Source organism: Fodinibius sp. AD559 (genome assembly GCF_052712805.1).
Map to the genome: position 1 here is coordinate 575,033 of NZ_JBQPVW010000001.1, position 13,730 is coordinate 588,762.

The following is a 13,730-nucleotide window of genomic DNA, read 5'->3' on the forward strand; positions in this document are numbered from 1 at the left end:
CAATACTCATGACTAATTCAATGCTCGACAAAACCATACGTTTCTTTCTTGAAAACAAACTTATCTCGGTACTTTTGCTTCTCCTTTTTGTGGGATGGGGTATTTCCGTGGCTCCCTTTAACTGGCAGCTTGACGAAATTTTTCCACGTGATCCGGTTCCGGTAGATGCCATCCCTGATCTCGGTGAAAATCAGCAGATCATTCATACCGAATGGCCGGGACGTTCGCCACAGGATATTGAAGATCAGATTACCTATCCGCTGACGACAGAGTTGCTGGGGCTTCCCGGAGTTAAAAATATACGAAGCAGTTCTATGATCGGTCTCTCCACCATCTATGTAATTTTTGAGGAGGATATCGAATTTTACTGGAGTCGATCTCGTATCCTGGAAAAGCTTAATGCGCTTCCCTCGGGCATCTTGCCTGAGGACGTACAACCATCGCTTGGACCTGATGCCACCGGTTTGGGACAAATATTTTGGTATACTCTGGAGGGACGAGACAGCAATGGGAACCCGGCCGGGGGCTGGGATCTGCAGGAATTGCGCACAATCCAGGATTATACGGTGGATTATGCTCTGACTTCAGCCCAGGGGGTAGCCGAGGTAGCACCCGTTGGTGGATATGTCAAGGAATACCAGGTGGACGTTGATCCGGAGGCGATGCAGGTGTACGATATTACCATGAAACAGATCTTTGAAGCCGTCCGCGGCAGTAATGTTGATGTGGGGGCCCGGACTATAGAAATGAATAATGTAGAGTATTTGGTGCGTGGACTGGGATATATTAAGAGTCTCGAAGACCTGGAAAAAGCGGTGGTGGTAAGTAGAAATAATACGCCTATTCGCATTCAGGATATAGCACATGTTATATACGGACCAGCAATGCAAAGAGGCGCTCTCGACAAGTCCGGTGCCGAAGCAGTGGGTGGTGTGGTTGTAGCACGCCAGGGAGAAAATCCGCTACAGGTTATTCAGAATGTCAAAGAGCAGATCAGCGAAATTTCTGCAGGATTACCTTCTAAAATGTTGGATGATGGTACCGAATCAAAGGTTACAATAGTGCCGTTTTATGACCGCACCGAACTTATCATGGAGACGCTGGGAACGCTGGAAGAAGCCCTATTTCTACAGATTTTGGTAACCATCATTGTGGTTATTGTCATGGTGATGAACCTGCGGTCATCGGTGTTGATTTCCGGCTTACTTCCCGTAGCTGTGTTAATGACGTTCATCGCCATGAAGTACGGCGGCGTGGAGGCGAATATTGTAGCATTGACCGGTATTGCCATTGCCATAGGTACAATGGTGGATATGGCGGTGATCCTCACCGAAAATATGATCCGGCATATCGACGAAGCCGGCGATGAGGAGCCATTGCTGGAGGTTATTTTTAGAGCAACGAGTGAGGTTTCTTCGGCAGTAGTTACTGCTGTTTCAACGACTGTTATTAGTTTCTTACCCGTCTTTACGATGGTGGCCGCCGAAGGAAAGCTATTTATTCCGCTGGCCTACACCAAGACGTTTGCACTGATTGCTTCTATTATTATCTCACTGATTATTATACCGCCTTTTGCCCATTGGTTCTTTTCAGTGCGCATCAAAAAGCGTCCGCTGAAAATAGCCTGGAATGGATTTATTGTTGTGTTGGGATTAATAAGCATAATTTTTTCCGTACTTCCTTGGGCCGGATGGCTGTTGATACTATTCGGAGTCAACACACTTGCTTCGCTCTACTTAGAAACATACGATGAGCGGCACGCTGTTCGGATTAATAATTTTGTTGCAGCTATCTTCGTCACATGGCTGCTGTCGAAAGCCTGGCTGCCATTGGGTCCGGAAGTATCACTGCTTGCAAATTTTATTTTTGTAGGCGGTATCGCTGCGGTTTTGATAGGGATCTTTTTCCTCTTTATTCGCTATTTCCGTCCCATTCTAAAATGGGCACTTTATTATCGAAAAACCTTTCTTTCCATTCCATTGGTACTGGTGATATTGGGAGTAACCATATGGCTGGGATATGGTACAATATTCGGATGGGTAGAAAAAGGATTTGATTCGGTAGGTGTTCCGGTGCAGGAAACAGCGGTCTGGACTTCCATGGAAGAAACTTTTCCCGGACTTGGGGAAGAATTTATGCCTCCGCTGGATGAAGGCGCTTTTCTGCTGATGCCAACGACTATGCCACACGTGGGTGTTGAAGAGGCAAAAGATTATATGCAAAAAGTTGATATGGCTGTCTCGTCGATTCCCGAAGTTGATATTGTCGTAGGAAAGCTTGGAAGGGCAGAAACCGCACTGGATCCCGCTCCGGTTTCGATGTATGAAAATATTATTCAGTATAAAAGTGAGTATAAACGAGATGAAGACGGGCGACGCATCCGTTTTGCGATCAACGAGGATGGAGAATATATGCGCAATGAATCCGGAGAATTAATCCATGACTCAGACGGGAAGTATTACCGGCAATGGCGTGACCATATTCAAAGTCCGGATGATATTTGGAATGAGATTATTGATGCCAGTCGTGTGCCGGGATTGACTTCAGCCCCCAAATTGCAGCCGATTGAAACCAGACAGATTATGCTACAGTCGGGAATGCGTGCTCCTATGGGCATCAAGGTGAAAGGGCCAGATCTTGCAACAATTGAAGATTTCGGGCTTCGCCTGGAGGAGATTCTTCGGGAAGTAGAAGAGGTGCAAAGCCAGACTGTTTTCGCAGATCGTATTGTGGGTAAACCCTATCTGGAAATTGAATGGGACCGTGAAGCGCTGGCTCGTTATGGATTAAAAATAGCGGATGTTCAGCAGTACCTGGAAGTTGCTATGGGCGGGATGGCGTTGACCCAAACGGTGGAGGGTCGCGAGCGGTACCCGGTACGGGTTAGATATGCCAGGGAATATCGCGATAGTCCGGAAGATATCGAGCGGATGTTTATTTCTACGGCGTCGGGTACAAACATTCCGCTGGGTATGCTCGGAGAAGTCAAGTATCGGCAGGGTCCGCAGGTAGTTAAAAGTGAAGATACATTCTTAACGGGTTATGTGACCTTTGATAAGCGGGATGGCTTTTCTGAAGTAGAGGTTGTAGAAGCGGCTCGGCAGGTTATTAATACAAAGATTGACGATGGAGAGCTTTCTGTACCATCGGGACTCAGTTTCGAATTTGCCGGTAATTATGAAAACCAAGTACGGGCTGAGAAACGCCTCTCAGTAGTAATGCCTATTACTCTGCTTATCATTTTCCTTATTCTCTACTTCCAGTTCCGATCTATCTCGACGACGGCCATGATCTTCAGCAGCATATTTGTAGCTTGGGCAGGTGGTTTTATCATGCTTTGGCTGTACGGACAGCCGTGGTTTATGAATTTCGAGCTATTCGGTACCAATATGCGCGACCTGTTCCAGATGGGGGTTGTAAATCTCAGTGTTGCTGTCTGGGTTGGTTTTATTGCTCTATTCGGCATTGCTGCAGACGGCGCTGTTGTTATTGCCACCTATATCCATCAGCTGATGGACCGGCATAAACCTGAAAGTATCGAGGAACTACATGAAATTATCATAAAAGCGGGGAGTTTACGTATTCGTCCGACTCTGATGACAACTGCCACCACTACGCTGGCACTGTTGCCAATTCTTACTTCAAGCGGACGGGGAGCCGATATTATGATTCCCATGGCTATACCTACCTTTGGGGGTATGATGGTTGCTATTGTTACGCTTTTTGTGGTACCCGTACTCTATGCTGTCTGGCAGGAATCCAGGTGGAAGATAGAAGAGAAAATGGGGCAAATGCCGCTGATAGAAAATAATAAAAATACCAATAGATCAAGCTAAGCTGATTACCATGACAAACCCAATAATAACCGGCTGTCAATCCTCCTGTCCTCCTTTTCTAAGGAGGAATTTCTTTCATGATTTAAGCCTGATTGCTTTGAAGTCCCCCTTGGCAAAGGGGGACTTAGGGGGATTGAAAAACCTGCTCGCACTGATTTTCTTTTTATTTCTCGGTGCGAATCTCCAGGCACAGGATCTTCCTTCACCTGGATCCGATGAAGCTGTCAAAGACAGCCTTGTATTAGATCAATATATAGAAGAGGCATTAGTCAAAAACCCACGGATTGAAGGATTGTTTCAGCAATATTATGCTCGACTGAAGCAAGTGCCGCAGGTTGGCGCCCTGCCGGATCCCGAAATAATGTTTCAATACCATATTAATCCAATGGAGCAGAGTAGCCCCTTGACCCGAACCACCGTAAGTGCTACACAGATGTTTCCCTGGTTTGGGACGCTCGGTAAAAGAGAAGAACAAGTAAAAAAAGTGGCGGAAGTAGAGTGGACAGCGTTTGAAGAGGCACGTAACGAGCTCGTCGAAAATGTAAAAGAGCGTTGGTATCGAATGCATGAGCTGCATCATCATTTGATGATATTTCGCCAGAACAGGGGTTTGCTAAGTCAGCTTGAGCGGCAGGTGCAAACACAGTATGAAAGCGGAAAAGTTAGCCAAGTGGATCTGCTTCGCATTCAAATTGAACAAGATAACCTTGAAACGCAGATTTTAAATACGGAAGAGGAGCTGGAGGCAATGAAAGTTCAATTTAATTCATTGCTGAATCGACCGGCAGAGGCAGAAGTTCAAATACCGGATAAAATGTATAATCCGAAGCTGACAAGAAGTAAAGAACGCTTGCGGCAAGTGATCTATGATCGGAATCCGGAGCTTCGCGGAAGGGAACTTCAAGAAGAAACAGCTCTTATTGCTGAGGAACAGGCGCGACTGGAGGGGCGACCGTCACTGGGTCTCGGGCTGATGGTAATGAATAAGAATTATATGTATATGTCTGTGATGCCCGGCGAACGAGCGGGGCTGACAGGTTCGGTAACCATACGTGTTCCACTATCGCGCTCCAAATATCAAGCACAACGGCAAGAAGCTCGTATTAAAGCTCGGGTCGCCCGCGAAGAACAGGAGAATGTTACAAATCGTTTAACCGCCAAGGTAGAATCCCTGTTGCAGCAGTACCGTGATGCTGAACGTCGAATCGCTCTGCATGAAGAACGGTTGGTTCCAAAGACACGTCAGGCACTCAAAATAGGATTGTCTGAATATGCCGGGGGGCGTGGCGACTTTGAACAGATTATTCAATTGCAGCAACAGTTGTTGAAATATGAAATGATGCTTAACACTGCTTACGTGGAGCAAAATATTGCCACAGCTGAAATAGAAGCTCTGGCGGGTGAGCACAATACGTCACCAGAAGAGATGGAAAAAGAGTAAAAGTGAATAAATACGATAAATATAAATTCTGATTAAAAGTTATCAGCTGTCTGCATTTAGCTAATAAAACTGATGGCTGACTGTTGAAAGCTAAAATATCAAATACCATGAAAAAAGAATTAAACTATAAACAGATAGGAAAAATAGCCGGAATTTTATTAGTGGGATTTTTCCTTGGATGGCTGTTCTTTGGCGGCTCTGCCGTGGAAGAGGCAACAGATATAGACCAACATGTGGAAGAAACGCATACCGACGAGGAGGGGAATATCGTTTATACCTGTAGTATGCATCCCCAGATCCGACAAAATGAACCCGGAAATTGTCCGATTTGCGGCATGGAGCTTATCTCCGTCGACCAGGCAGAAGATCAGGGAGAAACAGTATTTACTATGACCGAGGCTGCCGTTAAGCTGGCAGAAATTCAAACGTCGACCGTTGAACGAGGAATTCCTGAGTTGGAAGTTCGCCTTCCGGGGCGTGTGGCTGTCGACGAACGACGAGTATCATCCATTACTGCGCAATTTCCAGGACGTATTGAAGAGCTCTTTGTCGATTTTACGGGGACGTACGTTGATGAAGGTGAGAAATTAGCTACCGTTTATTCACCGGAACTGATCTCTGCGCAACGTGAACTGCTTGAAGCGGCCAGAAACAAGCAAAGAAATCCCGGATTGTATGAATCAACACGTAGAAAGCTGCGCTTGTGGGGGCTTCCGAAAAGTGAAATTCAGCGCATTGAATTATCCGGAGAAGTAACCGATGCAATACCCATTATGGCCACACGCAGCGGATATGTCACTCAAAAAAATGTGGATACAAAAGATTATGTGGATGAAGGAACTGTAATGTATAAAGTGGCTGATCTCTCAAGGCTCTGGGTGCTGTTTGATGCGTATGAAACTGATATCGGAGCCATTGATCAGGGTGATCCAGTTGATTTTACCGTCCGCAGTTACCCCGGCAAAACCTTTGAAGCAGAAATTACCTACGTTGATCCATTTATCAATCCGCAAACACGGACAGCCCGTGTACGGGCAGAGGTAGATAATACGGATGGCACGTTAAAGCCGGAGATGCTTGCCCGGGGGATAGTAAGCGGAGCTGTCGATAATGGAGAAAAGCTCATGATCCCAAAATCAGCCGTTATGTGGACCGGCAAGCGTTCGATTGTTTTTGTGGAACAACCGGATAGTGAAATTCCCTCTTTTGAGCCGCGAGTAGTTACACTCGGTCAGCGTGCTGGTAATTACTATGTCATAGAGGAGGGACTTGAAGAGGGTGAAGAAGTGGTTACCCACGGTAACTTCAAGTTAGACAGTGCCGCTCAACTGGCTGATAACCTCAGTATGATGAACCGAAACCCCGGGAGTGGAGCAAATCGTGCTGGACATAATCACGGCGGAATGGAAGAACAGGAGATACAGCAGGAAGAAGACCATAGTGAGCATACCGATAGTCGGGCGGAGATAAGTGGAATTAATGCCGAAGTTCCGCAAGAATTCCGAGATCAGTTAAGACAGGCTATCAGTGAGTACCTTCATATAAAGGATGCTTTGGTGGATTCCGATCCCCAAAAAGCTTCTCAACAGGCCGATCTGTTCCGGGATCAATTAAGAGATGTGGATATGTCGGTGTTGGAAACCGAAATCCATGACCGATGGATGGAATTCTTGGAAGTGCTGAACCGGCAAGCCGAGCAAATAGCCGGCAGTAATGAACTTGACTCACAACGAAAAGCCTTTTTTCTGCTGTCAGAAGTGTTGGTGGAAAGTATTCAGGAATTCGGTGTTGATGATGTCTTATACTATCAGTACTGCCCAATGGCTTTTGGAAATAAAGGAGGCTACTGGATCAGTGAAGAGAAGAAAATACAGAACCCATATTTAGGTAAAGAAATGACTAACTGTGGTGAAATTATCGAAGAAATTGATATTTAGTTTTGAATTCAGAATCAGAAGGATAAAAATAACATTAACATAAATATTAGTTCAAAGACTATGAATAGCTTCAAAACAATTATTCTGCTTTCAGTAATCTTTTTTACAGGAACTTCAGCTTTTGCACAGCAACATCAGCACAGCGAGCATCTCACAACATTGCTGGAGCATTATTTTGATGTTAAAGAGGCACTGGCTGAAGATGATTTCGAAAAGGCTCTTTCCTCTTCGTCTGATTTAAGAGATGAGGTTATTAGAAATGATGAAATGAATAATCACGAAAAACACTTCCAAATGCATGTCGAGCACCATGGTTCTATGGTCGAAGCCGTGACCAATGGAGTAGAGGCCGGGGATATTGATGAGCTGAGATCATTTTTTAAGAATATCTCTTCTAATCTGATTAAGGCGCTGAAAAACCAAGATTTTGATGAAGAGATGTTGTATCTACAATATTGCCCGATGGCAGATAATGGTAAGGGAGCTCAGTGGATCAGTGATCAGGAAAAGATTATTAATCCTTATATGGGTTCTAAGATGTCTGGCTGTGGCAAGACGAAAGCAACGATTGGGTTAGACCATTAATTAAGCTGCAGGCTTAGGATTGATATGGCCTAAGTTCTGAAAAGGTTACGACTATTAACAATAGCTATTTTAAATAAGGGGATTTTATGAAATTGATTAAAGCATACATACGTCACAATATGTTTGAGCCGGTCCAGCGCGCTCTGAGCAACAAGGGTTATACGAGTATGACAGTAATGGAAGCTGAGGGCATGGGCAGCTACAGTGATCCGAAAGACCAACATAGTTCGCTTAAATTCCCGGCATTGCATTCTAAGGTGATAAAACTGGAGATGGTTTCTGAAGCAAATCATGTAGATGATATAATTCAAATTATCCACGAAAATGGGAGTACGGGACATTCCGGGGATGGACTTATTGTTGTACTTCCTGTGGAGCAAAGTATTCGGGTGCGTGACGGAGAGGAACGAAAATATACATTATAAATAGGTTGCTGAGAGTAACGCTTATTTCAAAATTTGTATTGGCTCTTGTTGTTATTCAATGAAGAAAAGTTATTCTCCTAATTTTATTTTGGAGTTAGTGTATTACCGCTTCATCGGTTTTTATTTATAAAACTAATTAATTTCAAATACGAGAGTTATAATGAACACGATTGTCATAAACCGGTGGTGCCTCACTTCTCAGAAAAGGGATAAAACTTGTTTTAGGCTACGGGATGTAACGCTTTTGCAAGCCCATTACTGGCAGAGATTTAGCGGAATAGGGCATTATTTTGAGTCCATCTGTTAGGAAAGGTGTTTATATTTTTTAGTACTGTCATTGTAGAAATAAATGCCAAGTTTTTTGGCAGTCAAAATAGTGTTAAGTGTAAAAATTCTATTAAAATAGAATATAGTTGGAAAGCATGCGTTGCCAATTTCAGAGCCTTTAACGAAGCAAAAAAATATTAAATTCTATATAATGAGTTATAGGTTATTTTATTTCGGAATAAATAATCTCTATCTTAACACAGCTTAATTCAAAGCAAGATCTATTTAATTTTAAATCACTCAATATTTTATGAAGTTTTTTAAACAATCCGCGGCTTTTGTACTTGGTTTTCTGTTAATGGCCGGTTCGGTTTTTGCACAAGGCAATCCCATGCAACAGAAGATGCAGCAAACACAGCCAGATAGTATTACCAATGAAGAGTTAAAAAAGTTTGCCGCTGTTACCAGTGAAGTCAATGAAAAAATTGATGCAGAAATTGTCTCGTTGTTAGCTGATAAGGATATGGATCCTGAGCGGTTTCAAGAGATTATGATGCAACAAAGAAATCCTCAAACTGACTCTGCGAATGTTACAGACCAAGAGCAGAAAACAATTGATGAAGTCCAGCCAAAATTGATGAAGGTTCAGCAAAAAGAAATTATGAACGCAATGGAGAATAATGGACTTAAGCCACAGCGATTTCAAGCTATCGTAAAGGCATTGCAATCAAATCCTGAGGTAGTCAAACGCTATCGTAAAATTACACAAGAGCAGCAGCAAAACAATCAGAACTAACGCTCTTTCTTGTTATTATATTTTGAAAGCCTGTTTCGCTTAGCGAGACAGGCTTTTTTTATTTTTGGCTTATCCATTTACTTTCTTGAGGATAAAAACGCCAAGACAGCTTCGCATCTTCTTCGGCATAATCCACTCCCACGCGCTCAGTTGCTACCAGGGCGGACTCGGAAAAAGCAATCTCCCGATCTTCGATCCAGATAGTATTTTGGGTTAGGTCGGTTCCATCGAGACCTGTGGTAATTCCCAGTGCTTGAGTTAATCGCCCGGGTCCTGCTGTTAGCGAAGGATTAACATCTTGCTTGTTGCGGCGTTGTAACATCTTATTTTTGCCATCGAATGGCTGAACAGCGCGGATAAGAACAGCATCAGCCTTGTTTTCTACATTTGTAACCACATTAAACAGATGATGGATACCATAACACAAATAGTTATAGGCGATGCCCCCGGCTCGATACATTGTTTCCGTTCGATCCGTCCGGGTGCCATTATTAGCATGGCATGCTTTATCTCCTCGACCGCAGTAAGCCTCCGTTTCGGTGATAATTCCACTGGTCAAGGGAGCATCACCAATCCGTGTACATAATACCTTGCCAACAAGTTCGCGGGCTATGGATACCACATCTTGTCGCTGATAAAATGAGAGGGAAAGTTTTTGGTTACTCATAATTAGGAAATTGTAGTATATGGATTCTCCTGACTGCTCTTGTCCTCCAGAAATACTTCCTGATATGATTTAGCAATAATCGTCGTAATAACGAAAAGGGCAGCTGAATAGAAGGCCCATATACCAATAATAACCAGAATGGTATATCCTTGGTAAAAATAGCGATAGGAGCCCAAGGCATAATCCAGGTAGTAACCTACTCCCATCTTTGCGAATTCAAAAAGTGCCGTATATACCACTGTGGCCAGAAAAGCGACTTGGGGCTTCATCCGTTTTTCACTTATATATCGAAAAATGATATAAAACAGGATGAGAGTAAAAAGAATTGGAATTAGCAGATTAAGAAACTCATATACCCAGCTAACCTCAAAAACAATATCGGTATAGGGTAGGGAAAATTTATCGATCGAAACCAGGGATACCAGTGAAATAACAAGACTGAAGAACAGAAAGGCTCCTCCTACCAAGCCAAAGGTAAAAAAGTTATAGACCATCTCAAGGATGGGATGGCGCCGATCTTCAATTTCAAAAATATCGAACACGACATGCTTAAGGGTATGAAAAAATCCCTGTGAAAAGAATACAAGAATTACTGAACCAATAATACCAAAAAGGCGTCGGACCCCAATAAGAGGTTCTAAAAGTGTTTCAAGGGTTACGGCGCCACGGTAAATATCACCGGATTTTGATTCGTAAGTAAAACTTGGAAAAAGCTCACGGCCATAACGCAAGATTTCGGAAAAAGCTTTTTCATAGGAAAGGATATATCCGATGATCGAAATCATCAGCAGTATAAAAGGGATGGCACAAATAAAGATGTTAAAGGTGATGGCGGATGCGTTAAAAAACACATCTTTCTTTTTTACCAATTTTACGATGAGCCGCCAGAAATCCTTATACTTCTGCACTGATCAATGAATGCTAATTAATAAGATTGCGAAAGTTACACTGTTCGCATTTATTTTGCTACCCTAATTTGATCAAAAGTTAACGTACTTTACAAAATTAAATTCTAAGCACAAAAATACCGCTTGTAAATGAGTACAAAATCCAAATCGCTAACCCCGCTGATGCGCCAGTATCATCAAATAAAGGAGGAAAATGAAGGTGCTATATTGCTTTTTAGAGTGGGTGATTTTTATGAGTGCTTTGCTGATGATGCAGAATTGGTCAGTAAAGAATTAGGCATTACGCTTACCAAACGAAATAACGGGGGTGACCAAACCCCTATGGCAGGATTTCCGCATCATGCGCTGGATACTTACCTGCCAAAATTGGTGAAGAAAGGATACAGGGTGGCAGTTTGTGATCAGGTTGAAAATCCAGCCGAAGCCAAGGAGGCTGGACGAAAGATTGTAAACCGGGAGGTGACTGAGATTACAACTCCGGGTGTTACGATGTCGGAAAAATTGTTAGAGCACAAGCGGAATAATTATGCTGCGGCGGTGTATTGGGATGGAAAAACTGCAGGTGCCGCTTTTGCCGATGTATCTACCGGAGAATTTTCGGTAAGTGAGGTTCCCAAAGATAAGCTGGATGATCTGATGCAGTCTATTGCACCGGCTGAGTTGCTGTTGCCCCAGGAACTAAAAAATAATGTGCCTGAATTTCTGCTCGATTATAATATGACGTTTATAGAGGAGTGGGTGTATGAAGGTGATTATGGATACAATTTGCTGACCGATCATTTTGAAACGCATTCTCTTAAAGGATTTGGTATCGAGGATTTGGAGGTAGCCCATGTGGCGGCCGGCGCGCTGATGCATTACATCCAGGAAACACAGAAGGCTTCACTCGGACATATTAAGCGGATCCAGAAGTTTGAGAGCAATGATTATATGTCCTTGGATGGTTCCACCAAGCGAAATCTTGAGCTTACCACGACGATTCAGGAAGGAAGTAGTAGCGAGGGCACCTTGATCTCCATTCTGGATGATACCGCTACAGCCATGGGTGGACGAATGCTTCGCAAGTGGATAATGCGTCCGTTAAAACGAATGAAACCGATACGTGCTCGTCTGAATGCGGTAGAATCACTGAATGTAAATCACGATGTGCGCGAAAAGGTACGTGAAGAGCTGGAGAAAGTAGGAGATCTGGAGCGACTCATTTCGCGCATTTGTGTAGGACGTGCGAATCCCCGTGATTTAGTGAAACTGAAAGACTCGCTGGCGCAGACCCCTATTATTAAATCACAGTTTAATCACCTGGATGAGTATTTGTTAAATGATATTCTGGAGCGCATGAAATTGCTTATCGAGGTCCAGGAAAAGATTGAAGAAGCGATTGTCGAGGATCCTCCCACCAGCTTGCGTGACGGCGATATTTTTAAAGATGGATACAATGAGGAGCTGGATGAGCTTCGCAATATTGCTCGTAATGGAAAAGACTATATTGCCGACATTAAAAATGAGCTGGCTGATGAAACGGGTATTGACTCGCTGAAAATCGGGTATAATAAAGTCTATGGATATTATATTGAAGTGACGAATACCCATGCGGATAAAGTGCCCGAGCATTTTATCCGAAAGCAGACACTGGTGAATTCTGAGCGCTATATTACACCCGATTTAAAAGAGGTTGAGGAACGCATTTTATCCTCCGAAGAGCAAAGTAAGAGCTTGGAATATGATCTTTTTGAGGAGTTGCGTATTGAGATAGCAGAGTACGCTGAGGATGTTCAGCAGGTGGCCCGGGCGATTGCCGAATTGGATTGCCTGCAGAGTTTTGCCGAGGTTTCCTATCATAATAATTATTGCAAGCCGGCTATTGCCGACGATCAGAAAATTGATATTACGAAAGGACGTCACCCGGTAGTGGAGAAAACGCTTCCGCCGGGAGATCCCTTTATTCCCAATGATATCCATGTAGAAAATGAGGATGAGCAGATTCTTATTATCACCGGCCCCAATATGGCGGGGAAGAGTATCATCTTGCGTCAGACGGGATTGATTGTGCTTCTGGCTCAAATCGGTTGTTTTGTCCCGGCCGAGGAAGCCCATATCGGTTTAGTGGATAAGATCTTTACCCGTGTTGGAGCGTCGGATAATTTAGCTGCGGGCGAAAGTACCTTCCTTGTTGAGATGAATGAGGCTGCCAATATCCTTAATAATGCTACTCGTAATTCGCTAATTCTATTGGATGAGGTGGGCCGTGGTACGAGCACTTTTGACGGACTCAGTATTGCCTGGGCGCTGGCCGAGTACCTGCACAACCAGCCGTCGGTGGCTGCCAAGACACTTTTTGCTACCCACTACCACGAGCTTAACGAGCTCGAAAACATGTACGATCATATTGTCAATTATAATGTGTCGGTAAAAGAGCACGATGATAAGGTGATTTTCTTGCGAAAGCTGGTCCGTGGCGGAGCCGATCACAGTTATGGTATCCAGGTGGCTGATATGGCCGGACTACCCTCAATTGTTATTGAGCGGGCGAAGGAAATTCTATCGAATCTTGAAAGTCACAGCTTAGATCTTACCGACAGCAATGGTACGCTCGAAGAGGGAGCTAAGAAAAAGAAGGCGGCTGTTAAAAAAGCTGCTAAAGAGATGGAGAAGCAGGATCAGATCACACAGCCGTCGCTGTTTCAGGCGCAGCTCGATCCCAATACCGAGCAGCTCATTGATAAGCTTGAAGCTTGTGATCCCAACCGGATGACTCCCATTGAGTCGCTGATGTTGGTATCAGAGCTTAAAAAATTGGTGGAGAAGCGAAGTTAATTCTCTCAAAAAGTAAAGCCAAGGGAATTAACTAAATTCAATTCGCTGGCTTTA

The 13,730-nt window shown here is 43.8% G+C and carries 9 protein-coding genes; 7 read left to right on the forward strand and 2 right to left on the reverse strand.

Annotation, left to right across the window (positions count from 1 at the left end):
• The first annotated feature begins 20 nt into the window (after window positions 1–20).
• The 6 genes from ACQ4LT_RS02740 to ACQ4LT_RS02765 all read left to right on the forward strand — a co-directional run bounded on the left by ACQ4LT_RS02740 (window position 21) and on the right by ACQ4LT_RS02765 (window position 9,287).
• Window positions 21–3,836, forward strand: coding sequence for an efflux RND transporter permease subunit (locus ACQ4LT_RS02740; protein WP_445664548.1), 3,816 nt, complete (start codon window positions 21–23; stop codon window positions 3,834–3,836).
• Window positions 3,837–3,969: 133 nt separating this feature from the next.
• Complete coding sequence (locus ACQ4LT_RS02745; protein WP_445664471.1) at window positions 3,970–5,277, forward strand: TolC family protein; 1,308 nt, start codon at window positions 3,970–3,972, stop codon at window positions 5,275–5,277.
• A 107-nt stretch (window positions 5,278–5,384) separates the two neighbouring features.
• On the forward strand, window positions 5,385–7,214 hold the full coding sequence (locus ACQ4LT_RS02750) for an efflux RND transporter periplasmic adaptor subunit (protein ID WP_445664472.1): 1,830 nt from the start codon (window positions 5,385–5,387) through the stop codon (window positions 7,212–7,214).
• A gap of 60 nt (window positions 7,215–7,274) precedes the next feature.
• Window positions 7,275–7,799: a DUF3347 domain-containing protein gene (locus ACQ4LT_RS02755; RefSeq protein WP_445664473.1), complete on the forward strand. Its 525-nt coding sequence runs from the start codon at window positions 7,275–7,277 to the stop codon at window positions 7,797–7,799.
• A gap of 86 nt (window positions 7,800–7,885) precedes the next feature.
• Window positions 7,886–8,224, forward strand: a complete 339-nt coding sequence (locus tag ACQ4LT_RS02760) for a P-II family nitrogen regulator (RefSeq protein WP_445664474.1) — start codon at window positions 7,886–7,888, stop codon at window positions 8,222–8,224.
• Between the two features lie 577 nt (window positions 8,225–8,801).
• On the forward strand, window positions 8,802–9,287 hold the full coding sequence (locus ACQ4LT_RS02765) for a DUF4168 domain-containing protein (RefSeq protein WP_445664475.1): 486 nt from the start codon (window positions 8,802–8,804) through the stop codon (window positions 9,285–9,287).
• Window positions 9,288–9,345: 58 nt separating this feature from the next.
• On the opposite strand, the gene ACQ4LT_RS02770 is transcribed toward ACQ4LT_RS02765, so the two are convergent.
• Together ACQ4LT_RS02770 and ACQ4LT_RS02775 are read right to left on the reverse strand one after the other, a co-directional pair.
• A complete protein-coding gene (locus ACQ4LT_RS02770; protein WP_445664476.1) occupies window positions 9,346–9,954 on the reverse strand; it encodes a DNA-3-methyladenine glycosylase in 609 nt (202 codons plus the stop codon).
• A 2-nt stretch (window positions 9,955–9,956) separates the two neighbouring features.
• On the reverse strand, window positions 9,957–10,862 hold the full coding sequence (locus tag ACQ4LT_RS02775; protein ID WP_445664477.1) for a YihY/virulence factor BrkB family protein: 906 nt from the start codon (window positions 10,860–10,862) through the stop codon (window positions 9,957–9,959).
• Window positions 10,863–10,991: 129 nt separating this feature from the next.
• Here ACQ4LT_RS02775 and mutS point away from each other — a divergent pair, with 129 nt between their 5' ends.
• Window positions 10,992–13,676 carry a DNA mismatch repair protein MutS gene (gene mutS / locus ACQ4LT_RS02780; protein WP_445664478.1) on the forward strand — a complete coding sequence of 895 codons (2,685 nt, stop codon included), beginning with the start codon at window positions 10,992–10,994 and terminating at the stop codon, window positions 13,674–13,676.
• The last annotated feature ends 54 nt before the right edge of the window (window positions 13,677–13,730 follow it).